This is a genomic window from Granulicatella seriolae, assembly GCF_024543085.1.
Taxonomy (GTDB): domain Bacteria; phylum Bacillota; class Bacilli; order Lactobacillales; family Aerococcaceae; genus Granulicatella; species Granulicatella seriolae.
Map to the genome: position 1 here is coordinate 321,939 of NZ_JANHNZ010000002.1, position 24,651 is coordinate 346,589.

The 24,651-nt window shown below is 39.8% G+C and carries 20 protein-coding genes; 1 reads left to right on the forward strand and 19 read right to left on the reverse strand.

The features are described from left to right. Nucleotides 1–112 precede the first annotated feature (112 nt). From hpt to pth, 8 genes are all read right to left on the reverse strand, one after another. Nucleotides 113–652, reverse strand: a complete 540-nt coding sequence (gene hpt / locus NPA36_RS03680; RefSeq protein ID WP_256944750.1) for a hypoxanthine phosphoribosyltransferase — start codon at nt 650–652, stop codon at nt 113–115. 22 nt (nt 653–674) lie between these two features. Beyond that, nucleotides 675–2,087: a tRNA lysidine(34) synthetase TilS gene (gene tilS, locus NPA36_RS03685; RefSeq protein ID WP_256944751.1), complete on the reverse strand. Its 1,413-nt coding sequence runs from the start codon at nt 2,085–2,087 to the stop codon at nt 675–677. A 111-nt stretch (nt 2,088–2,198) separates the two neighbouring features. Continuing rightward, nucleotides 2,199–2,702: a S1 domain-containing RNA-binding protein gene (locus NPA36_RS03690; RefSeq protein WP_256944752.1), complete on the reverse strand. Its 504-nt coding sequence runs from the start codon at nt 2,700–2,702 to the stop codon at nt 2,199–2,201. 111 nt (nt 2,703–2,813) lie between these two features. Next, nucleotides 2,814–3,248, reverse strand: coding sequence for an FtsB family cell division protein (locus NPA36_RS03695; protein ID WP_256944753.1), 435 nt, complete (start codon nt 3,246–3,248; stop codon nt 2,814–2,816). 87 nt (nt 3,249–3,335) lie between these two features. After that, on the reverse strand, nt 3,336–3,608 hold the full coding sequence (locus tag NPA36_RS03700) for an RNA-binding S4 domain-containing protein (protein WP_256944754.1): 273 nt from the start codon (nt 3,606–3,608) through the stop codon (nt 3,336–3,338). Between the two features lie 31 nt (nt 3,609–3,639). Further along, nucleotides 3,640–5,262 (reverse strand): putative polysaccharide biosynthesis protein, encoded by a 1,623-nt coding sequence (locus NPA36_RS03705; RefSeq protein ID WP_256944755.1) that lies wholly within the window; start codon nt 5,260–5,262, stop codon nt 3,640–3,642. A gap of 88 nt (nt 5,263–5,350) precedes the next feature. Further along, on the reverse strand, nt 5,351–8,878 hold the full coding sequence (gene mfd, locus NPA36_RS03710) for a transcription-repair coupling factor (RefSeq protein WP_256944756.1): 3,528 nt from the start codon (nt 8,876–8,878) through the stop codon (nt 5,351–5,353). 92 nt (nt 8,879–8,970) lie between these two features. Continuing rightward, entirely contained in the window at nt 8,971–9,540 is a 570-nt protein-coding gene (pth, locus tag NPA36_RS03715) for an aminoacyl-tRNA hydrolase (RefSeq protein WP_256944757.1), read from the reverse strand. A 189-nt stretch (nt 9,541–9,729) separates the two neighbouring features. Between pth and NPA36_RS03720 the strand changes: the two genes are divergently transcribed. Continuing rightward, a complete protein-coding gene (locus NPA36_RS03720) occupies nt 9,730–10,701 on the forward strand; it encodes an L-lactate dehydrogenase (RefSeq protein WP_256944758.1) in 972 nt (323 codons plus the stop codon). Between the two features lie 643 nt (nt 10,702–11,344). Here NPA36_RS03720 and NPA36_RS03725 read toward each other — a convergent pair. From NPA36_RS03725 to rpoN, 11 genes are all read right to left on the reverse strand, one after another. Beyond that, on the reverse strand, nt 11,345–12,310 hold the full coding sequence (locus NPA36_RS03725) for a 3'-5' exoribonuclease YhaM family protein (RefSeq protein ID WP_256944759.1): 966 nt from the start codon (nt 12,308–12,310) through the stop codon (nt 11,345–11,347). Nucleotides 12,311–12,325: 15 nt separating this feature from the next. Continuing rightward, nucleotides 12,326–15,064 carry an ATP-binding protein gene (locus tag NPA36_RS03730; RefSeq protein WP_256944760.1) on the reverse strand — a complete coding sequence of 913 codons (2,739 nt, stop codon included), beginning with the start codon at nt 15,062–15,064 and terminating at the stop codon, nt 12,326–12,328. After that, nucleotides 15,064–16,323, reverse strand: coding sequence for a metallophosphoesterase family protein (locus NPA36_RS03735; protein ID WP_256944761.1), 1,260 nt, complete (start codon nt 16,321–16,323; stop codon nt 15,064–15,066). Before NPA36_RS03735 ends, NPA36_RS03730 begins: the two co-directional genes overlap by 1 nt. Nucleotides 16,324–16,402: 79 nt before the next feature. Beyond that, entirely contained in the window at nt 16,403–16,750 is a 348-nt protein-coding gene (locus NPA36_RS03740) for a YlbF family regulator (protein ID WP_256944812.1), read from the reverse strand. A 306-nt stretch (nt 16,751–17,056) separates the two neighbouring features. Further along, a complete protein-coding gene (locus tag NPA36_RS03745; RefSeq protein WP_256944762.1) occupies nt 17,057–17,377 on the reverse strand; it encodes a DUF956 family protein in 321 nt (106 codons plus the stop codon). 4 nt (nt 17,378–17,381) lie between these two features. Continuing rightward, nucleotides 17,382–18,218, reverse strand: a complete 837-nt coding sequence (gene manZ, locus NPA36_RS03750) for a PTS mannose transporter subunit IID (protein WP_256944763.1) — start codon at nt 18,216–18,218, stop codon at nt 17,382–17,384. Nucleotides 18,219–18,231: 13 nt separating this feature from the next. Continuing rightward, a complete protein-coding gene (locus NPA36_RS03755; protein WP_256944764.1) occupies nt 18,232–19,044 on the reverse strand; it encodes a mannose/fructose/sorbose family PTS transporter subunit IIC in 813 nt (270 codons plus the stop codon). A 23-nt stretch (nt 19,045–19,067) separates the two neighbouring features. Next, nucleotides 19,068–19,568 (reverse strand): mannose/fructose/sorbose PTS transporter subunit IIB, encoded by a 501-nt coding sequence (locus tag NPA36_RS03760; protein ID WP_256944765.1) that lies wholly within the window; start codon nt 19,566–19,568, stop codon nt 19,068–19,070. After that, a complete protein-coding gene (locus NPA36_RS03765) occupies nt 19,565–19,978 on the reverse strand; it encodes a PTS sugar transporter subunit IIA (RefSeq protein WP_256944766.1) in 414 nt (137 codons plus the stop codon). Before NPA36_RS03765 ends, NPA36_RS03760 begins: the two co-directional genes overlap by 4 nt. A 191-nt stretch (nt 19,979–20,169) precedes the next feature. Next, entirely contained in the window at nt 20,170–23,004 is a 2,835-nt protein-coding gene (locus tag NPA36_RS03770) for a sigma 54-interacting transcriptional regulator (RefSeq protein ID WP_256944767.1), read from the reverse strand. 26 nt (nt 23,005–23,030) lie between these two features. Further along, complete coding sequence (gene rpoN / locus NPA36_RS03775; RefSeq protein WP_256944768.1) at nt 23,031–24,410, reverse strand: RNA polymerase factor sigma-54; 1,380 nt, start codon at nt 24,408–24,410, stop codon at nt 23,031–23,033. Nucleotides 24,411–24,651: the final 241 nt, after the last annotated feature.

The following is a 24,651-nucleotide window of genomic DNA, read 5'->3' on the forward strand; positions in this document are numbered from 1 at the left end:
AAGCTATCAAACTGTTTAGCTCAACTCATAACGGCTTGTCTAATCATTGGGAGTGTTTTAGTAATTCTTACCAGACCATCATACCATATTTGACTAATTTTGACGAATGAAATTACTTATAAATTTCTTCTTTTAAAACTCCGATAAATGGCGCATTTCGGTAGCCTTGGCAATAATCCAATCCATAACCTACTACGAATTTATCTGCTACTTGCAAGCCAGTATAATCAGCACGAATGGATACGACACGACGGTCAGGCTTGTCCAAGAGTGCTACAATTTTAACAGAGGCCGCTTGGCGGTGCTTAAATAGTTCAACGATATGGCTCAAGGTACGTCCAGTATCGATAATATCTTCGACCAAAAGAATATGGCGCCCTTTAACACTTTGGTCTAAATCTTTGAGAATCTTTACCTCTCCTGAAGACTCAAACGCATCTCCATAACTACTAACATCCATAAAATCAATCTCTAATGGGCAATCCATAGCACGAACGATGTCAGTCATGAAAAATACTGCTCCTTTAAGGATACAGATAACGATAGGATTTTTGTCTTTATAATCTTCCGTCAATTGTTTCCCTAACTTTTGAATTGTCTCACGTAACTCTTCCTCATTTACTAAAATTTCTTCCATATCATGAATTAACATCATACACCTCATTATTAGTTTTCTAGTCATGCTTTGCATGATTTCGATAGTTTACAAATATTCTATCAGTTTCTTCTTTTAGCGACAATTGAAATGTTCTGTATCCCAATAGCGCAACAATATTTTGCTGACAATCTTCCACCAACCAGATTTTATCCCTTAAGTCCTTAGGGATTTTTTGATTAATAAACCAACGCTTAAGACTTTGATGCATTGGCGGGTTAACCCCTATTTGTAGCAAGTCACCAGACTTACGGTGACGAATGGTCAAAGGCAACTGTGACCGATTTACCTGAAAACTATTCAAGCCTTCTTTGATCTGAAGAGAATCCGTTACTTCTATAATAGAGAGCTTTTCATTCTCATTCAAAATGTATTCACCAGGAACAGTCACTAAAAGTTCCTGTTCAGAAAAATAACTAGAAGCTTCTGATCCCACCCTTTCAATATAGAGCTTTTGATAGGTTCGGCGCAGTTGCCATTGACTAGTAAGGGCTATTATAGCTTGTGGGCGATCACTTTCCATCAGGCTCAAGGCCGATTTGACTTGCTTTCCTTTAATAAAAATTCCTTTTGCGTGAAATTCTTGCTCAAAAAAGTAGCTCAAGACCAATCTCTGCCAAGCCAAGGACAAGTCCCTCTGCCAGCCTTGCCAGTCAATCACCCACCCATCCTCAAATGGTTGAATGAATTCTTTTTCTTTTTCTCTTATGATTGGTTGAAGAACTTCCAAAGTATCAGATAGGTCATCAGAAAAGCCAAGCAAGTGGTCTTGAAACTGTGGATTTTCTTTCTTTATTTGTGGCAGAAGTTTTAATCGGACTCGATTTCGTTGATAAACTAGTTCTTGATTAGAACTATCCTCCAAGTACTTGACACCTTCTTGCAAAGCAAATGCATAAATATCGTCTTTGGAAAGTCCTAAAAATGGTCTGATTAAGTAACCCTTGGCAAAGTTTCTTTTCTTGGGCATACCCGTAAGTGCTGATAGTCGGCTGCCTCGAATTAACTTCATTAAGATGGTTTCCACTTGGTCATCACAATGATGAGCGGTTACCACATACTTAGCCTGACAATGATTCATTACTTGCTCAAACCAGTCATAGCGAAAATTTCTAGCAGCTTCTTCAATCCCCACCGCAACGGTTTTGCCTTCATGCCATTTTGTTGCATAGAGTTTGATGTTATTGGCCCGACAATAGTCTGAGACCAATTCTTCCTCGGCTTGAGATTCCTGACGAAGTTGATGGTTCACATAGGCCACAACAAACTCTATTCTTGACTCTTTTTGAGCCATTCGTTGAAATAATTCTAGGAGAACCATAGAATCTACGCCTGCAGAAACAGCTAGAACAAACGTTGGAGCGGTATCTTTTTCTAATAAGCTGTAGACCGTTTCTTGGAAAGTTTTTTCTAAACTTCTTTGCTCTGGCACGTTCTCCCTCCTATGCAAAAGATACTAATTATTCATAAAAATGGGATCTGGGACCTAGGTCCCAGATCCTGACTGTTTAATATACTTAGTTTTAGTTATTCATCACCAATATTATGAACGACGACCGCCACGCCCACCACGTTTTCCTTCGGTACTACGTTTTAACGAGGTTAGTCGATCATCACTATCCTTTAAAAAGGCGCTCATCAATGAATCAAAATCATCTGATTTAGCAAGTGCTGGAGAAGATTTTGAGCCTGAGAAGTTTGGTTTTGAATGATTTGATGAAAATGATGGCTTTCTTTGTCCTTGAGATTCAGAACTACGAGTTGGAGCTGGTTTATTATAAGTCCTTTGTGGTTTGGTTTCTTCAGCTGGTTTATCAACAGCACGTCGGATTGATAGACTAATCTTTCCATCTGCAGCAACTGTCATAACCCTAACTTGTACTTCGTCACCAACTGTTAGTACATCTTTAATATCTTTAATATACGAATCAGACACCTCACTGATATGAACTAATCCAGTTTTTCTGTCTCCTAAATCGATAAATGCTCCAAAATTTGTAATCCCTGTAACTTTTCCTGGTAAAATATTTCCTACCTCAATTGACATAAAAAAAGCGTTCCTCCTTGTTTGTTTGTAACCATTATTATAGCAACAATAGGTTTTAAATACTATTGCTCTTTGATCTTTCTACTGTTCTTTTAGTGATTTTGTTGTCAATCATTGGTTTGAAGACTGACCTTTTGCCTCAGGCTTTGAACGATTGGAAGCCAAATCCTCTGGTAAGCTGAAGATGATTTCACCTTTTTTACTGAGGTAATACTCACTTCGAGCTAGTTTGGCAACATATTCTGGATTTTGGAGTAGCTCCACTTGTTGCGTCAGAGCAACTTTCTTCTCTTGGGCTGCTTTGACTTTCGCTTCTGCCTCAACAATACTTTGGTTGATGGTATTCAACTGAATTAATTGATTGGCAATCTGCACAAGAAAAACAGCACTAATCGCCAATACAAGAGCAACAGCCAACGCTTTTCCTAATGAAGATGATTTCCATGCTATGAAACCAATCCTCTTCGTTCCACTAGCCTTTTTTGTTTTCTTTACAAAATCCTCATTTATCACTGTGACGGATTTATTTGTTTGTCTTTGGTTCACAATGATCGCCTCACTTTTTTACACATGCTTTATTTTTGGTTCCTATTGAAAGTATAGCAAGAATGACTTGTAAAAGTCTATTGCTTTCTATACTTTTTCATCATTATTTTTGTAAGTTTCTTCTAGTATGGTAAACATTTCCTTGGCATCTTCTTTACGGGTGGAGTCTAAGAGAGCTTCAACACGTACGGTTACTACCTTATTGCCGAATTGGATCGTCAATTGGTCGCCAACTTTGACAGTCGAAGAAGATTTGGCTACTTGTCCATTAAGCAAAATACGTCCTTTATCTGCTACTTCTTTAGCCACGGTTCTTCTTTTAATTAAGCGAGAAACTTTCAAATATTTATCTAATCTCATGTTTATCCTTCTTTCTATTGTAGATTATTTTTTATTGTTCCTTTGATAGTCGCTTGTAAATGGTCTTTCCTTTTGGTATAGAGGCCCATTCTCCTTGGGTAAAGAGGTCACTTCTAACAGCATAGACTAAAAATGTCATCAATCCAACTATCACTTGAAGAAAGACCATGAGAGAATCCATCCCTCTTGATAAACCATTCGGAAAAGCAACATTCAGTCCTAGATTAAGGATTCCAACAACTAAAAAAAGTAGGAAGTTACCGAAAAGTAGTTTGCGAATGAATTTATTAGGTCTAAGACTTCCTTTGACAAAGCTTGGTGTGAGCCCATACATAAAGAGTAACATAATGGTTAGCCCAAGCACAGTAATCAAACTAGCTCCTAGAGTCCCCATATCAACCACGAAGAGTTGGTTCAAAAGTAATTTGACCAATAGACCAATAGCCAGCCCCATCAAAGTAATGCGGTATTGGTTAATACTTTGAAGAATACCATGGTAGGCCAGCATCATGGAAGCTAGCCAGATGCTAAGAACATAGACGCTCAAAGCAGCATTTCCCTGCATATCTCCAAAGAGCATGTGGTTTAAACGTGGTAAGATAGCAATAATCCCTATTGTTGCAGTTGTTGAAAAAGCCATGGTCATCCGTAATAAGGATTTGGCACTTTGTTTGACTTCAGCCATATTTCCCTGAGAATATGCACGACTCATCAGTGGCATATAAGAAGACGAAAAGCCAACACCAACGACTAAACCCAACTGTACCAAAGGCTGTCCCCTGTCATAAATACCCTTTAAATTTTTAGCCATATCTGCTAGTAAGCCTTGTTCAAGCAGTCCATTAAAGACAGTAAAGGAGTCAATGAGTTGGTAGAGAACCAAAATGGAGCTCAAGAGACAAATGGTCCCACCTTCGACAATTAAACGTCTAATCAATATCCTCCATGAATAAGCGGCTGATTCCTTATGGGTTAACCAAGAATTTTCTTGTTCCATAAGGAGAGCTCTCTCTTGGCGCACAAAATAAAGTAAAATCAAACTAGCTGCTAAAGCGGCAATTGTAGCACTGGACATAGCCCAACCGCCCATCTGGTAGACATCGCCACCTACTTTGGTAAAAATCCCAGCGGCTATCAAGATGACGGCTACCCGAACAAGCTGTTCTACTACTTGAGAAATAGCGGTTGGCATCATGCGAAAGCTACCTTGGAAGTAACCTCTAACTAAAACTAAGAAAGGCATTAGTAAAAACATCCATGACACACTTTGAATAACTGGGGTTAACTGAGCGTCTCCCATCCAAAAGGCAATCTGGGCTGCAAAGGTATAGAGACTAAGGAAGATGACTAATGCTAGTACAGACAACAAGAGAAAACCATGTTTAATAATAGAAGCAATCTTTTGCCCACCATGTTGTTCAGCTATCAAATTGGAGAAGAACACTGGAAAGCCAGACAAGGCTAGGGTCATGCCTATTCCATAAATGGGATACACTTGTTGGTAAACATAAAAACCAGTATTGCCCACCATGTTCTGAAAAGGAACACGGTAAACGGCACTAAGAATTTTAGCAATAAAACCCGCTATAGAAAGCAGTAAAGCCCCTTGCATTAAGAATTTGACTGATTGATTATCGCCTGATTTCTTTTCCAAGAACTTTCCTCCTCACTGATTTTTCTTTATTATACCATTGACATAAGGCTAGAAATCACTGATTTCAGTAAGATTTTTATAAATCTGCCTACTCATCTTCCTTAAATAAAATAGCGTAGCAGGCCTTAATAAAGGTTTTAAGCACTCGTAACCACTGGTCTGTTTCCAAATTAGAAATATTGATTAAGACGCTTAATTCATCATTGGATTTTGTCACTTGTGCCGCTTGCTTGATAGAAGATAGGGCTTCAAAGATGGCAGCCCCTTCTAATTTAGCAGCATTGGGGCCTGTAAATATTAAGGTAAGAGATTGCTTCACACGTTTAATGGAGCGAATTCCAACTTCTTCTGCCAGTGTTTTAATCATACCAATTTCTACTAGATCAGCAACTTGGTCAGGAAACTCTCCGAACCGGTCAATCAAATCATCCAGTAGTGTAGAGTAGGCTTCCTCGTTTTCAATGGAACGAATCCGTTTATAGATCTCAATTTTTTGGCGCTCATCTTGAATGTAGGTACTTGGCAAGTAGGCATCAATGGCCAAGTCAATCTCAACCAACTCATCTTGTCTTCTGTCTCTTGGCTTGCCTTGTTTCTTCAGGACAGCCTCATTCAGCATTTCGGAGAACAAATCAAATCCGACAGAGTCAATAAAGCCGTGTTGTTGCTGACCTAGTAGGTTTCCGGCACCACGAATAGATAGATCACGCATAGCAATCTTGAAACCAGAACCTAGATCGGTAAAGTCCTTCATGGCTTGTAGTCTTTTCTCGCTGACCTCCGTTAAAATCTTGTTTGCTTGGTACATGAGGTAGGCATAAGCGACACGGTTAGTCCTTCCAACACGTCCCCTTAATTGATAGAGCTGAGACAAGCCCATACGGTCGGCATTCTCTACAAAAAGGGTGTTGACATTGGCAATATCTACCCCTGTTTCAATGATGGTCGTGGTGACTAGAACATCAAATTCTCCTTCAATAAATTGATACAGAATATTTTCTAAACTAGTCTCCGTCATTTGACCGTGTGCGACTCCTACACGTACGCCGGGAACTAGCTGCCTGATTTCGTCAGCTTTTCGTTCAATGGTATCCACCCGATTGTAGAGATAGAAGACCTGTCCACCACGAGCCATCTCTCTTTCAATCCCATCTCTGATGGTCAAATTATCCTGCTCCATGACATAAGTTTGAACCGGATAACGATTGGCAGGCGGCGTTTCGATAACAGACAAATCTCTGACCCCTAACATGGACATGTGCAAGGTTCTAGGAATTGGGGTTGCCGTTAAGGTTAGGACATCAACTTGCGTTTTCAATTGTTTTAGTCTTTCCTTATGTCTAACCCCAAATCGTTGTTCTTCATCGATGACTAAGAGGCCTAGATCCAAAAATTGGACATCTTTAGACAAGAGTCGATGCGTTCCAACAACCACATCCACACGTCCAGCCTTAAGGTCAGCTATGGTTTCTTCTTGTTGCTTCTTGGTTCTAAAACGACTCAAGAGTCCTACAGAAAATGGATAGTTAGCAAACCGTTGAACAAAATTCTCATAATGCTGTTCTGCCAAAATGGTTGTTGGAACTAGAATAGCCGCTTGCTTCCCATCGGCCAAAGCCTTAAACATGGCGCGCAGGGCTACTTCCGTTTTACCATAGCCTACGTCTCCAACCAATAGTCGGTCCATAGGTCTATCTTTTTCCATATCTCCTTTGATTTCGGCCACACTTCGTAGCTGGTCATCTGTTTCCGAATAAGGGAATTCATCTTCAAATTCCTTCTGTTCAGGAATATCCTTAGAAAAAGCATAGCCCTTTTCAGAATCTCTCTTGGCATATAATTGAATCAAATCGTCGGCAATATCTTCAATTTTAGCTGCAACTTTCCGCTTGGTTTTATTCCAATCACTGCTACCTAATTTATTAATTTTTGGTTCTTTGGCATCAGAAGAGACATATTTTTGAACCAATTTTATCTGAGTGATGGGAACAAATAGATTACCGCCATCCTTGTAATGGATAGAAATATAATCTTGGTGAACACCATTAATTTCTAAAGTTTCCATTCCTTGGTATTTTCCTATACCATGATTGACATGGACAACATAGTCCCCAACTGCCAACTCTGTATAACTTTTTAGGCGCTCCGCATTGGATATTTTTTGCGCTTTAGGTGTTTTCTTGGTTATTCGATTGAACAATTCTCTTTCGTTAATCATGAAAACTTTATCTTTTGGTAGCTCAAAACCACTTTGAATGGAACCCACAATGATTTGTATTTGATGTAATCTAACCTCTTTTTGATCGCTAATTATGACATCAATCTGGAAATCATTGAACGTTTGCTCTACCTTCCGCGCTCGTTTAGCGTCAGAAACCACGACAAATCCACTAAGTTTTTGCTTTTTCCAGCGGTCAAACTCCACTTTAACGAGTGGCATCTGTGAGAAAAATTGAGTCATAGCACGGTAGCTAATATTGTGAACTGCGTCAAACCGCTTATTGCCTAGGCCTTTTTGAAAGAGTGCAAAATAGGTTTTAGCTTGCCGGCTGTCTTTTAGAATGTCTTTAATAGGTACAGCAAAAGCTTCCTTATTGATAACGACTCCTTGACTTTGTTTCATCATCAACCAATGTGCCTCTTCTTCGGACAAGCTTCTTTCCCGCTCCATAATACGAGCAAAATCATCGATTACGACATGTCCCTCTTCAGAAAAGTAATCCAAGATACTGGTCTTTTCTGGGTAGATGAGATCCAACCACCAGTGGGCATTGTTGACAATTTCTTGGGCTTGCAATTGCTCTAGTAGAGATTTTTTGTTAGCCATAACCAGTTCTTTGACATTTTGGTCCTTGATACGAGAGGTTTCCTTATCAATCTGAGCCTCAATGTTAGGTGCTGCTGTCAAAAGAGCTTCTTTACTGATAGGTAATTCATCGGCTGGCAGTATGTGAATTTCTTTCAGATTCTCAATCGAGCGTTGATTTTCTACATCAAAGGTTCTTAAGGAATCTACTTCAATATCGAACAAATCAATTCTATACGGGTGGTCTTGATGGATGGAGTAAACGTCAATGATGCTTCCTCTAACAGAGTACTCCCCCGGTGCGGCTACCATACTTTCTCGACGGTAACCCATTTGGCTTAATTGTTGACTCATATGCTCAATGGATGGTACTTGACTGCCTAACTGTAAGCTTAGGGAAAAGTCATCCCAAACGGAAGCAGGCACCAATCTTTTTCTCAGAGCAGCTAAAGAAAGCACTATAAAACCTGGCTTCTTATCTCTTAAAAATTGCAAAGCCTCTACTCGTTGACTACGGATTTCTGGCGATACAAAGGCCATTTCGGCAGCTAGAGACTCCTCGGCAGAAAATAAATGTACCTGTTCCTGTGGAAACCAAGCCTGCAATTCCTCAAACGCATGAACGGCTTGGAGCTGCGTTGGCGTGATAATCATGACTGGCACCTTGAGCGTTTCAAAGAGGGCTGCTTGAGCCAAATGCTTAGCTGACCCAGACAAGCCTAAAATTAGTTGAGATGATAGCTGCTGACTAGTCGACAACCAAGGTTGAAAACTAGGGCTATTTTTTATGATATTAATAATTTCTTTCATGTGACATCCTTTCATGGGTAACCAATTTAAACTACAAAAAGGCTCAGCAATCCACTGGGCCTGCAAAACTATTTACTTATCTGACGAATATTCTAAGACTTACTATTATAGGTGTTCATGACCTTTTGAAAATCCCCCTGCTGAATCCAGTCATCAATGGCTGCAACAGCATCTTGAACAGCTGATAGTACATCCTCTTGCTCCTCTTTGGCAAATCCTGACAAAACATGATCAGTAACTGATCTACCAGAATATGGCCGCCCCACACCAACTTTGATGCGGTTAAATTCATTGCTATCTAGGCAAGAAATAATACTCTTAATCCCATTATGACCACCCGCATTGCCTTTTTGTCGCAAACGAATTTTTCCAACTGGTAAATCCATATCGTCATAAATTACCAATATATCTTTCAAATCAATATTAAAATAATTCATAATCGGTCGAATGGCTTGTCCTGATAGATTCATATAGGTTTGAGGCTTTAAAAAGATCACTTTTTCACCATTGATAAATTCTTCAAAAAAAACAGCATCAAACATAACCTTATTGAATTCTTTCTTATTTTGAAAGGCCCACTCATCTAACGAGATAAAGCCAATATTGTGCCGATTGTTGCGGTATTTAGCTCCCGGATTTCCTAATCCAACAACTAACTTCATTCTTTCACCTAATTTCCATTTTTTAGTCTTGTCTATTATAACACTTTCTTCAAAAAATGCCTTATATGAGGTATAAAAAATATTTTTAGTGAAAATGAAAATTTTCATAACTAAGAAATCGCTACCACGAAATATTCGTGATATAATAGAAGTTAAGGTAACAAGACAATGAATACAGGAGGAAGTTCAATGGAAAATGCTCAAAAATTAGGTTCAAAAGTAATGCTTGTTGGAGATGGCGCGGTTGGTTCAAGCTACGCTTTCGCTTTGGTTTTACAAGGAATTGCTGAAGAATTAGGAATTATTGATATTGCGCGTGCCAAAACTGAAGGGGATGCCCTTGACTTATCTCATGCCCTAGCCTTCAATGCGCCAAAGAAAATCTATGCTGCTTCATATGAAGACTGCCACGATGCAGATATCGTATGTATTACTGCAGGTGCACCACAAAAACCGGGTGAAACTCGTATAGACCTTGTTCACAAAAACTTAAAAATCTTAAAAAGTATTGTTGACCCAATTATGGCAAGTGGTTTTGATGGTATCTTTTTAGTAGCCGCAAACCCTGTTGATATCTTAACGTATGCCACTTGGAAGTTCTCTGGTCTACCAAAAGAACGTGTTATTGGTTCTGGTACAAGCTTAGATAGCGCTCGTTTCCGTCAAGCCATCGCTGAATTAGTTGGTGTTGACGCTCGTAACGTCCACGGCTACATTTTGGGTGAACACGGTGACACTGAATTCCCTGTTTGGTCTCATGCCAACGTGGGTGGTCTACAAATTTATGAATGGGTTAAACAAAACCCCGAAGTCGACGAAGAGAAATTAGTAGAGGTCTTCTTCCAAGTTCGTGATGCTGCCTATGAAATCATTGAGAAAAAAGGGGCTACCTTTTATGGAATCGGTGCAACTCTTGCCCGTATTACTAAGGCCATTCTAAGCAATGAAAATGCCATCTTCCCTCTATCTGTCTATCTTGAAGGACAATACAATCAAGATGATGTCTATATCGGCGCTCCAGCTATCATTGGACGTGATGGGGTTAAAAATATCATTGAAATCCCATTAGCACCAGCTGAGCAAGAAAAAATGGACTACTCTGCCGCAACGTTAAAAGCTGTTACCAAAGAAGCTTTTGAAAAACTAGAAAAAGGCGAATAAGACTTGTCTTAAGAATTGAAAAAGCTGCAAAATCACTCAAATGATTTTGCAGCTTTTTTGCTTACGTACATAGAAAACGAGTCCCTAGCCTAACTGTTGGAAATGAGAACGGTGGCACCGCCGTGAGCCTTGGTCTCCCGGCTTAGCTGTCTACGCGGCTGTAATCGGCTAAAGCCGAACATCCGCTGTGCGTCAGCTATGCTGATGCACCGTTATTTCCAACAGTTAGGCTAGGGACTCGTTTATGCACCCCTTATAGTAATGGGTTGTTTAATATTCTAATCGGAAAATCCTACTTTAAAAATTTACCAATTTCCTGCTACAGAGGCGGCTGGGTAAAAAGTCCCTGCTGCTATTTAAACAAAAGAGTTTTGCGAAAATCTTACCAGAAATAACGGTGTAAAGCATAGCTGGCGCACAGTGGATGTTTCGGCTTCAGCCGATTACAGCCACGTAGACAGCTAAGCCAGTGAGACCTTGGCTCACGGCGGTGCCACCGTTCTCATTTCTGGTAAGATTTTCGCAAAACTCTTTTGTGATTTAAAAATAGATATTAGTCATTATAACTTTTTGCCTAACCCCTAGTTTCATTTATTTGACAGCTAAAGTGAATACTGGACTACAAATAAGTAAAAATAGAGCATTATTTTCCTTTTTCCTCAAAAAGCGGTTTGTAGAAACTTCGATTGTCCAAGCCGAAAATTCTCTCTGAGAACTCTCCCGGCTCCGTTTTTTGAAGTGCGGTACCAATCATATTAACACTAGCATCAATCATATCAATCTGATGTAATAATTCCGCTTCTAACAGCTGAGGTCGAACTGGCGAACCGTATTCCAATTTACCATGATGAGCTAAGATAAGGTGCTTTAATACGATAACTTCTTCCGTGTTTTCATCAATATTCAGCTCCTGACAAGCCTTAGAAATCTCCTCTTCCAAAAGAACAATATGCCCTAAAAGTTGACCATTCAAGGTATACTCCGTAGCAAACGGCCCACTTAGTTCAATTGTCTTTCCAATATCATGCAAGATAACCCCCGCGTAAAGTAGAGGTTTTGACACTTGCTCATACTGCGAAGCAATCGCTTTGGCCAAGCGCAACATGGATATCGTATGGTAACTCAAGCCACCTACGTAGGCATGGTGGTTGCGTTTGGCAGCAGGAAACTCATAAAATTCCTTATGAAACTTATTCAGGATGAAGCGAACAATTCGATTGATCGGTGCACTAGTAATCTCAAATAAGGTTTCAGTAAATTCTTCTAGCATATCTTCCTTAGTTAGCGGAGCTTTTTCCAAGAATTGGTCAATTCTAGATGGCTCACCACGTGTTGGGTCAGCCGGTCTTAATGCCGTAATCTTAACTTGTGGCGTACCGTTGTAAAGGCTCCGTTTTCCACTTAAAAAGACAATCGTTCCCGCTTGGAATCGCTCAATTTCTTCTGGGTTAGCCGACCAGTATTGGCCATCCATTTGTCCAGATTTGTCTTGGAAAGTAAATGAAATATAGGGCTTACCATTTTTTGCAGTTCTAACAGTGGCTGATTTGACGAATAAAAACAGCTCGAGGTTTTCATCATTGCCATGCTCATATAATTTTTTTGTCATAATCTACCTACTTTCTTATCTATGATTGTTGAGTAAGGTTAGCTGTTGTCTTGGAAACAAGTGATCCATATGGCTATCTAGGGTAAAGTAGATAACTTGAGTATCTTGGCTAATTTCTTGTAAAATCTCCATCATAAGGTTCTTACGTTTATCATCGAAATTGACAAATCCATCATCCACAACTAGTGGCAGTGGTGCTTTTAATGCCAAATGCTTGATAAAAGCCAATCTCATGGATACATAAAGTTGGTCCAAAGTCCCTTGAGAGAGCTGATTGAATTGAAAATAGTCCCCATCAGATGCTTCAACGAATTGCTGCTGTTCAGATAAATGTATACTTTTAAAAGCTCCAAAAGTCAGCCTTGAAAAATAGTTACTGGCTTGCTCTAAGACCTGTTGGAATTGACCTTCTTTTCCTTGAGTTAAAGTTCTTTGTAAGATATTTGAAGCCATTTTATAGGCTGCCCAATCTACCATTTGTCTCCTAGTCATTTCAACTTTAGCTTCATATTCTTGTAAGAGCTCGTGATAGGAACCACTTTCTTCCAAGAATCTAATCTCTTGTTCAACTTTGGCCCATTCTTCATTCAGCTGTTCTTCAACAAGTTGCTCCTCTTGGATAGTCATCTCCAAATCTGTCACTTGTCCCTCAATCTCCGCTTTTGCAGAAAAGTTAGCCAATTGTTCTTGATAAGGCTCTATGAGTTTCCAATAATGGCTAATTTTAGCAGCTACTTGCTCTTGTTTTTCCCTTTGCTCCGATAGATGATAGAAATCTTCTTGAGAAGATGTTCCACTTGCTTCCAGAATAGCTTCTTTCTTTGCTTGAGCTGTTTGAATGGTTTTCTTTAAGTCAGATAGGTCACGTTCTAGCTCTACTTTTTTGTCCAAGCTGCTTTGTTTTTGAAGCTGCGCACCCTGGCTTTCTTGCACAAAATGCTTCAAAGCTCTCCATTCATCAACTAAAGAATCTCTGCTTTTTTCATTTCTATACTGTTTGAAAAAGGCAATCTCTTGTCGAAAAGTATCTAAGGCCTGACTTAAACCCGCTACCTCTGCCTCCAGAGCTTTTTCTTTTTCTTGCAAACGGCGATAAGTTTCAAATGGATCTTGATAGAGAATATCTTGTAAGGTCAACTTAACGTCTTGGTATCCATGTTTGCTTAGCCAAGCTGCTTTGTTTTGTTTTACTTCCTCTAACTTAGCTTGTAGTTCCTCGACTTCTCGGTTAAGTTGGACCTGTTGAGCCACTTCATCTGTTAAAAGTGTCTGAAGCAAGTCTTGGTCTTGTGGATGACTAACGTTGGAACGGCCTTTTCCAACTTTAGTCACTAATAGAAATATGGCGATACCAACGAGTCCTATTTCTCCCCCTAGAAAATATAAAAAGGATGGCTGACCTAAGTCAAAAGGATAGAAAAATGGAAGAGCACTTGCAAGAAGAAAAAGAAAAACAGATAAATAGACATAAAAATAGCTAGCTGGCCTTACTTTGTTTTCTTTTGGCACTTCTTTAGAATTTGTGCGGCTTTGGTAACTAGACACCTGCTGTAAGCTGACCTCTCGTTGAACCATCAATTTGGACAATTGTTCTTGAATCTGACTTTCTTTTTGAAGTAGCTGCTGAGCTTCTAACCTAGCATCCCCAACTATAGTTGACGGAATAATAACTTTACGGCTAATCCCTAAACTCGCCAACTGCACTTCTTGTTCGTGTTCAAGTTGGTCTAGGACTTTGCCCACCTCAATAAAGCGAAATTCTTTTTCGAAAACCTCTTCTTCTTTTCCTAATAAGTGCTTAATTGCAGCTTGGTTATCATCGATCCATCGGTCTGGATATGCTAACTTCAAATGAAAATCAAGCTCTTGCAACTTATCTTGTACTTGATCAATTCTGTCTTGCGCCTGACTTTCTATTAAACTAGCTCGTTCAAATTCAGACAATAGCTCTTTAGAAAAGGACCCATAATTTTGACTAGAAACCTGTTTCTTATCCACTAACCATTCTTGATAGATTGGATATAGACTAAGTAGATTTTTTGTTTCTTCTAAGGTAGTTTTAGTTTCTTGCGCATGTTGACGTAAGTGAGTCCGTTTTTCCTGCAATTGGTATTGATGCACTTTTAGATCTTGGTAGCGATGATCTAGTTCTTTACTAGCTAGGAGTCTTTTTTTTATGAGTTGCGCTTCTTTAAGGTCCTGATTTAAGGGATATTTGGTCCCTTTACTTCGATAGAGATGGTTAGCTGATTTATCAAAATTCTTGATTACGTCCACCACGTGTTGACTTCCCGTAAATCCTATACTGAGTAAGTACTCATTGACCATATCAGGTGACACGCGTCCAAAATCCTGCAACTGAGTCCAATTGAAGGAGTAGATTGCCTGAAAGCGTTCCTGATTGACATTATAAAACAAGTGGCTCAGATCAGGCTGCTCAATGATTTGTCCATCTTCTTGAATCCAAGTCAGCTTGCCTTTCCCAGAACTGGTCGTTCGCTCAAGAATCAATCTACCATAGCGAGCATCTTCTATATAAAGCCGCCCACCAGTAGTCTGGCCTTTTTTAGGTGTGAAGGAATATTCGTTGTTGGTACGGTTAGGAAATCCATAAAGAATATGACCAATTAAATTACGAATGGAGGACTTGCCCGACTCGTTAGGTCCACTGAAAACCTGTAGATTAGCATCTAGTTCAAATGTTTCTTGAAGCCATTTGCCATAGCCAAATATTTCAACTTTTCGAATGATCATCAGGAATCAACTCCTTTGTGGAAGGATTGGTTGAGCAGTATTTCAACTTGTCCCATAACATCCTCTTGAAACTGTTGATTGATTGGGAGACTATCTCTTAGATTTGCATAATCTCGATTGGACATCAAATCTGTTAATGCTTTTTGGAAATGTTGTGGAGCTTGATAGTATGCTTTGCTGTCTTGGAAACTTTCTTCCAGTTGCTCTTGTTGCGGCCAGAAAACTTGCTCTTGTGCTGGACCTAGTTTTATTTGGTAGAGGTAAAGCAATTGTTTGTCTGAGTCAATCAGCTCTTGCAGGACTATCAATCTGTCTTCTTCTCTTAGTAAATGAAAGACCTCTTGACTCAAGTCATCAAAATTGGTCAATACCAGTGACAGTAAGAAAAACCTTTTCTCATCCAAGTGCAAATGACTTATTTTCGTGGAAATCGCTAAAGCCAGCTCTTGAAAAGTGACAAGTCCTTTCAGATCGACCTCTTCTTCTAGCCATATAATTGGTGATGTTTCAAAAAATTCTATTTGATTTTGATTAGATACCGTTTTTGTTGGAGTAAGATTGACCAAATATGCTCCCTTAACACCAAGTTCTTTTCGCTTAAAGCCCTGGCTGTTTCCAGGATAGACAATTAATGGGTCATCAGACAAAACTTGTCGTTGGTGGATATGGCCTAAAGCCCAGTAATCATACTGTTTAGCCTGCATTTCTCCAATTGAAAATGGCGCATATGCAGCAACTTCCTTGTCAGACCCATCCAAAAAGCCATGATAAATACCAATTTGCACATCTACATGCGATTCACGATTAGGAAAATCATTCACCATCCGTTCGCTAACCCAACGCCTAGGATAGCTAAAACCCGTTAAAGCTATCCGTTCATTTGATTTTGTGGTCAAATAGATGGTTTCAACACTAGTACCAAATACGTAGGTATTATCTGGGAAAGACATGTGTAAGGCTGATTCTTGCCAGAAATCATGGTTACCTTGAATCAAAAAAACTGGAATCTGAACCTGACGAAGACGTTCAAACTGTTTGATCACAAAGACACGCTCTTGAATGTGTTGGAATTCTGTATCATAAAGATCGCCCGCCACTATCAAAAAGTCAACTTTCTCTTCAATAGCCCTATCAATAATTACTTCAAAAGCTCGGTAGCTCGCCTCTTTTGCCTTTTTGGCCATCTGACTATCTTTTTTTCCCAATCCTTTAAATGGACTTCCTAGGTGATTATCTGCTGTATGAATAAATCGTACCACGGTCTCCCTCCTTCCCAACAAATTAACCTTACAAAAAAAGGAGCCCATGCACTGGGCATTTGCTCCATTTATCTTGTAATTATTTTGGTGCGTATAATTCTTGCAATGGTAAAGTGATAATACGGTTAATATCTTGCATCACTAAGTTAAGTTGTTGCTCAGCTTGCATTAATTGTTGAATCAACTCATGCTCACTAGCTTTTTGACCTACTTCTTGTGCTTTTTGAATTTCTTCTTCTGTAATTTCTTGACCAGAGTATTGCTTTTCTTGAAGCGCCACATTCACATCGCGAAACTCATCAAACAACGCTTTAGCCGTTTCGTCAGCTTCAATAGCCTCAAAAGCGTTCTTAACTTTGTTGAATTGTTCCATCTCTCTTAATTCTCTTTCCAACTGGTTGGCAGTATCATAAATGTTCAAAAAAATAATCCCCTTTCATTAATAAATGTCTAGAACAATCCTACCATACTTTAAGAAAAATATCCATAATCAGAACGTATATTCGTGCGGGTTTTTGGTATCTTGTACTTCCGATAATCAATGATTACTACTGTCTAAAAATATGGTATACTATATAAAACAGTTTACCTGTTGCACTCTCAAAAATGATGGGTGTTATATGTTTTTGCACTCTCCATAATTTCCTATCACTAAAACCAAAAACATACTAAAATGAATAGGCAGGAACCCCGACGGAGGTTCCTGCCTATTCATTTTAGTATGTTTTTCTTTCTATTTCTTCTTACGATAGGTCCGAAGCGTCTCTAAAAATAGAGGGTAGACTGTTTTCGCATTTGCCACGACATAGGTGAACACTTGTCCTTCTGCTACTATCTTAAAGCCTCTTAACCAAAACCACAAGAGTTTATGGGGATAGACTTTTTGAATAGATTGATAGGGAATTTGCATGAAGAAGGAGCTTTGGCTAGAACGAAATTCTAACCCTTTGTCTCCAAACTCAATGGTTCCTACGGTGGCGTTGAGGGCACTGCTTAAATTATTAGCCTTCCCAGAATAGATGATCTGGCTATTTAACGGTTGATAAGCGGCCATGGGCTTAAGCAGGGAAGCCTAGTAAACCAATAACGTATCCAATGATACCAACTGCGAATAAGATAAAGATTAAACGTAGTGGGCTTACTTTCTTCTTCAATAGGTGCATACATGCAAATGTTAATAGTAATGGCACTAATCCAGGAATTAACATATTGAAGATATCTTGCAAACGAGTAACTACTTCTGTTCCATCTTGTTGTGTGATACGAGAAACAACAGTTGGGAAATAAACGGTGGTCCAACGTGGTACAAGTACCCCGATAATGAACAACCCTAGAATAGAAGCTCCTTCTGTTAGTTTTTGTAGGAAGTTATTTCCAAAGTCAGAAACAACCTCTACCCCTTTTTGGTAACCTAATGTCACACCAAAATATCTGAACAATAAACGAACGATATTGAACCCAAAGAAGAAGATTAGTGGTCCAATGATACTTCCTGTTAAGGCAAATGACGCTCCTAAAGCTCCTAAAACTGGACGAAGAGTTGCCCAGAAGATTGGGTCACCAACACCAGCCAAGGGTCCCATCATACCAACTTTAACCCCGTTGATAGCAGCATCATCAATTGGCGCACCATTTGCACGTTGTTCTTCCATCGCGATGGTTACACCAAGGATTGGTGCAGTCATAAATGGTTGTGTGTTATAGAATTCCAAATGACGTTGTAAGGCAGCAATACGTTCTGGGCTACCTTCTGGATATAATTTCTCAATAATTGGAAGCATTTGGAAGGCATAACCTAAGTTTTGCATACGCTCAAAGTTCCATGAACCTTGTAAAAAGTTGGAACGAACAATTGCTTTATTTATATCTTGTTTGGTTAATTTTACTTCAGTCATCGATTGTCTCCTCCTATAAGTCTTCTAAGTCTGCATCAAACTCATCATAGCTGCCACCATTTGCATTCGCTGTAGCTGGGCTAAGATTGTATTTAGGTGATAATTGTAAATAAACAATAGCAATGACTAATCCGATAATTCCTAGTGCAATCAAGTTCAAGTCTGAGATTGCTGCAAACGCAAATCCTAGGAAGAAGAATGGCATTAATTGTTTGGTTGCAACCATATTGATAACCATTGCATACCCGACAACTACGATAAATCCACCGGCAACAGATAAGCCCATTGTCAACCATTCTGGTAATGATGTTAAAGCAGTTTGAATAGCTGAAGGAGGCATTAAGAATAATAGAGATACTGGAATAGCAATACGTAAACCTTGAATACCTAAACTGAATAAATGCATACGACCTACACCCTTGATATCGCCAACTTCAGCATATCTATCAGCTTTATGAACGATACCAACAACGATTGTACGGGCAAAAATTGTTAAAACTTGTCCTGCTGCCGCTAGAGGAATTGCAATTGTAATTGCTGTTTCACGTTCAACACCTGAAGCAATCACTAAAACGGTAGATGCTACTGATGCTAAAGCCGCATCCGGTGCTAAAGCTGCCCCGATATTCATCCAACCTAGAGCTAACAATTCTAAAGCTCCACCTAATAGAATTCCTGTAGTAATATTTCCAAGTAGTAATCCTGTTATAGTACAAGCAACTAAAGGACGGTGTGTTTGAAATTCATCTAACACACTACCGCAGCCTGCTACGAAAGCATAAGCTACAACTAAAATAATCTGAATAAAATTGACTGACATTGACATGCTTTTTCCTCCTGATACTTAGTTTATTTTAAGAAGCCTTTGTTCTTAAGAATTGAAATCATATCTTCTTTCTTATCCGCAATAACCTTACGTGCTTCTAATTCAATTCCTTTTGATGCTAAATAGTCAAAAGCATCTGCATCTGCTTGGTCAACGGCAATAGCTGTTGTAACCATTTGTTTGCCTTCTGAATAGCTCATACCACCAATGTTGATAGACTTAAGGTCTACACCACCATCAACTACACGTTTTACATCGTGTGGGTTGGTAAACAGTAACATTGCCTTAAAAACATCATACTTTGGATTGGTCCAGATTTCTGTTAATTTGTCAACAGTGATCACGTTAACACCAACACCAAGAGGGGCTGCTTGTTTTAATAATTTTTTACGAAGTTCATCTTTTGCTACAGCATCACTCACGACTAGAATACGGTTGATTCCAGTTGCTTTAGTCCAGCTAGTGGCTACTTGTCCGTGAATTAAACGGTCATCAATTCTTGCTAAGCGTACATCCATTGTCATAGTAAATCATCATCCTCTTCTTCTTGTAATTCAAATGCAACAATTCCGTATTTTCCTGCTTCCACCACTTGTGTCGTCACAGCTTCCAACGAGTTATTTCTCATACCATACAATTCGATTAGCATACCTAGGTTGACACCGGCTACCAATCCAACTGTTTCATCTTCCACTGCAAGCTGTGTAGCAGCGTTGTATGGTGACCCACCAAATAAATCCACTAAGATAAGTGTTTCATTTCCGGGTGCTCTTTCAGCCAAGATTTCTTTGTACCTCGCTAAAAGGTCTGCTGGTCCTTGACCAGGAACAAAAGTAACTGCATGAACATCCTCTTGTTGACCAAAGATCATGTAAGATGAGTTCACGACTTCCTGGGACATTAGTCCATGTGTTGCGACAATAATTTGTAACATTTTTTCATTCCCCCTTCACTATTCCTATAGCAAAGTCCGTGCCAACTTTTTTAGGTCGGCAATAAAGATTGATCTTATGCAATTCTTAAACAATAGAAAAACACACTATCGATACACTAATTGGAATAAATTTAGTGTATCGATAGTGTGTTTCTGTATTAGCTGACTTTCTGTATCGTTTTTTTAGAAGTTTAGCCCATATAGTTTCTAACCAAATACATTTGTTCTACACTTGGGATACAGATGTTTAGCTTTTCTTCCAGAATTTGGTTTTCTTTCAAAATGGCTTGATGATACTCTTGGTAGTATCGGTTATCTTGTTCTTGCCGCTCAATTGGTAGTGGTAGAGATTCTCCTTGAATACTCCGCTCAATCATCTTTGCTAGATGTAATATCATGGCTAGTTTAAAGCCACCTGTATGATGGACATGAACCCGATTGTCAACATTATTGACATAGTTCATAAGAAGATCGACCAACTTATGTGGGTTCAAGAAGATACAGTGTTCGCTTAAGTAGCCCAAACAAAGCTCTCTAGTCAAGTTAATCTCTTCTGCCCCATCAAAGTTAATGCCTTCATTCATCATGTCTATGATAACCCGCTTGGCTTCTTGACTAAAGATCATTTCCATGGAAATGTAAGGTAATGAAGTATCCACGCAAGTAATTCCCGTTGTAAAGGCAATCTTATAGGTTTCTTTCAAACTGGCTAACTGCTCTTTTGCTTCTAAAACAGAGAGGGTGATTAGCTTGACCTCTAACGAGAAATCAGTCCCCATAAGTTGCTCAATCCGCTCACTCAAAGCCTGCGCAGAGCCTTGCCCAGTTGAACAAACTGCAACAATCGCTATTGGACGCTCATCTTCAGTCGAAGTTTCTAAGACACCTTGATCAATAATAGTGCTAGATTGAATAGCATAACCACTAAATCGTCTTAATTCCCGAGAAATAACAGGTAGAGGTTGGTTAGATATTTGGGTTTTCCTAGCTGCTTCCAACAAGAGCGGTGTTGATACCATATCATGGGTTTCAACCGCCATGCACAATTCATTTTGCAACTGCTCGCCAAACATTCGTAAGGAACCCATGTCGCAAAAATAGAGAACGCCATTTCCTTTATCTACTTTTTTCAAGGCATGCTTGACCTGTTCATAAGCCACTTTTGGTGAAATGGTTAAGGGCATGTTGACAGCTTCAATATTGGTACTTTGCAATAATTCTTTGACCACATCCACCATACCAGTGGCGACGTCATTTCCATGGCAAGCTACCACTATGCCAACACTTTCGCTTGGTAGGTCTTTACCGCTCAAGGAGATGAGCAGCATGGTGAGATAATCAACTTCTACTTCAGGCACGCGAATGCCTAGTTGTTCCTCAATGAGGTCCTTGATTAAAATAGCGCATTCCGTTTCCTTTACATAGGTAGAGACCACTTCACGAACATGTTGGTTATTCTTGTTGGCTACTGTTTTGGATTCGGAGCGACTGATAAAAGAACTGATATGCAGACTCATAGCGTATAAAAATTTACTAGAAAAAACTTGGTTAAGGTAGTCTTCTGCCATTTTTTGGATAGACATACTGAGTTGAATAATGGACTCATCTACAATATCTGCCAAGTTGCTTTGTTTGTAAGAATATAGTGTATCCTTGTAAAAAGCCTTAAGGTGCAAGTCAATATCGGTTGATAGGAAGTCATTGATTTGTTGCTCACTCATGCCATCGTTTTTCATCATGGCTAGTTTGTCGCCTATTATCTCATATAAGTTATAAGGAAGCTCATAGGTATCACCGTTAAGGTCCATGGTGAAGTCGTCATAAGACAGTACTAAAGTTTTGTCCAACAATATTTTGAGTGAGTTGGTTTTCTCACGGTCTTGTGCAATCTCGTAATACCCATCCTCCAACAAACTTCTAAAGTCATTAAAGGTAATGTGAATAGTATTGGGATCACTAATACTCATCAAGAAGCCTTTAGCGCAAATGGTTTGGATATGGGACTTGAGCTGACCAATATTGCCATAGGTGACCGAACCGATCAGTGCTTTAATAACATCTTCTTCTACGATGAGATTCTTTTGCACTCGTTTAGCTTCTAAAGTGAAGAGGAACTTAATCAGTAACACTTGCTCACTAACTTCTCGCTCACTAAATGGCGGCAACTGAATAACAATCGGAATCCGTCTTAGGAAAGTGGATAAGAGACTAGACTTTGGGTCTTCAGTTGTTGCACAAATAATCCGTACACTTGCCGTTTCCACTACACTGGTCTCACCCATTTTGCGGTAGCTACCAGTATCCATAAAATAAAAGAGCATTTCTTGAGCTTCTGGTGGAAGGCGATGAACTTCATCAAGAAAGAGTATGGTGTCGTTCGCAATAGCTAAGAGCCCATCTTTTTCCTGCTCCGCCCCTGTGTAAGCTCCCTTGACATGCCCAAAAAGATAAGATAAGAGCAATTGCGGGTTGTGGGCATAGTCCGCACAGTTGAGAACCACCATTTCACAGTTTTCTGCCAAGACACCTTGGCTTTGTGCATACTGGAAAATGGCATTGGCGAAAAATGTTTTCCCCGAACCGGTCGGACCGATAATCAAGGTGTTTAAGCCTCGCGGCGGGTAGAGGACGGATGCCTTGGCCTGCTCAATCTGAGTTTTCAAACTACCATGCCGACCAATCATACGGTCAAAGATAGCCCCTGTGTTGACTTCCTTCGCCAGACTAGGTGAATTTGGCTTTGCTAACTTTTCAAGACTAGCATCCTTGTAGGACACGGTTCTTTTTTTAGCATCAGGGCGCATAACCACCTTGGCATCGCTGTAGCGAACTGGACGTGTTTGTGTTTTTTCGAGTTTGCCTTCTTGGCAGAGTTGGTTTAAATCCTTAGAAACATTGCTTCGTAAAAGCTGCAATTCGTCCGCAATCTCTTGCGTGGTTACGCCTAGCTGCCCAGTAAGTTCGTCAACTTGTGTGGAATGTGATTTTTGACAGACATAGCTATAAATACGTTCAATTCGTTTCATTTTCTTCTCCTTTTTTCCTTTCCCGCCTATCTTTGTTTGCGTCCTTGTGAGGAGGCAATGCCTAGTTCCTCACGGTATTTGGCAACAACTCTGCGTGATAGTTGATACCCTTCTTTTTCAAGTTGAATTTGTAATTTTTGATCGGATAAGGGTTTTTGCTTGTCTTCTTGGTCTATAAGTTGCTTAATCAGCTGATGTACCTCAGATAATTGTTTGTTTTCTTGTCCCTCTTGATGGGCTGTTTTACTAAAGAGCGAAGCCAGCCTCAGCATGCCAAAAGAGGTATAGATATACTTATCCTTGATGGCTCGGCTGACGGTGGAGCTATGAATTTTACAGATTTCTGCCACATCTTGTAGACGCATGTCCTGTAAGTGGGCACCATTTGACAGGAAGTAGTTTTTTTGGATGGTTACTATGGCTTCCATGACCTTTAATAGGGTTTCTTCTCGTTTGTTCAGGCTGGCTATAAGGGCTTGGTATTCTGACTTATGGTTTTTGAGGTAGTCTTGTACTTCTTGGTCATGGGCGGATTCTTTGAACATGCGGTTATAGTAGGATTGATTAAAGGAAATCTGTCCCTTTTGCCCACCATGGTAAATGGTTTTGAAGTCTCCGTCTTCTTTGTAAATGGTTAGATCTGGGATAATATAGGCTTTGGATTCCTCGAATTGGTTGCGGTAGAGGCTCATTGGACTAGTGGACAGTCGTTTGTAATAGGTTAGTAAGTGGTTTATGTCTGCCACATCTACCTGTAAGCTGTCAGCAATGAATGAGAATTCTCGTTTGGTTAGGGCTTCAAAGTAGGACTCGACGACAAGGTAGGCTAGGTCTGGCGCTTGACTATCTTGTTCAATTTGTAAGAGCCAGTATTCTTGTAATCCTTGACAGGCAATTCCTGCTGGGTCTAAATTTTTTAACAGTTCCAGTGCATCACTTAAAAGGACTTGGCTAACCTTTAGTTGATTGGACAAATCAGCAGGTGACAGCTTAATGTAGCCATCATCGTCAAGGTAATCCAGCAAATCAATCATCAAACGGCGAATGTCCCCATCTCGGTAGCAGAGAATTTGATGAAGGAGGTGATCTCTAATGGTGATGATTGGTCTATCTGCCAAGGTATCGAATAGGGATAGTTCTCCTAGGTTACTATTTTCTTCTCGGCTCAGGTCATAGATGTTTTCCAACGATTCCATTGGTGAATCAGCTAGTTCAATGAAGGGATTCCCCTCCATTTGTTCTACTAAATAATCTTGTAGAGCGTCTTGTGCCAACTCCAACATATGTAAGGATCGCATTTGTTGCTGATTCATCATCTTTTGAGTTTGGGATTGGTCGTGTTTTGCTTGGTGACTTTGTTGCTTTTGTATGCTTTGTCCTAAACTTGTACCAAATGTCTGCTTCATAGCCTTTCTCCTTTCAATCTAGTCTAGTGTATTTTAACACACAATAGTGTATTGTGCATCTAGTGTGTTGCTTTTAAGTAATCGAGTCTCCAGACCAGCTATCGGAAATGAGAACGGTGGCACCGCCGTGAGCCTTGGTCTCACTGGCTTAGCTGTCTACGTGGCTGTAATCGGCTGAAGCCGAAACATCCACTGTGCGTCAGCTATGCTATACACCGTTCTGTACGGATAGATTTCTGGG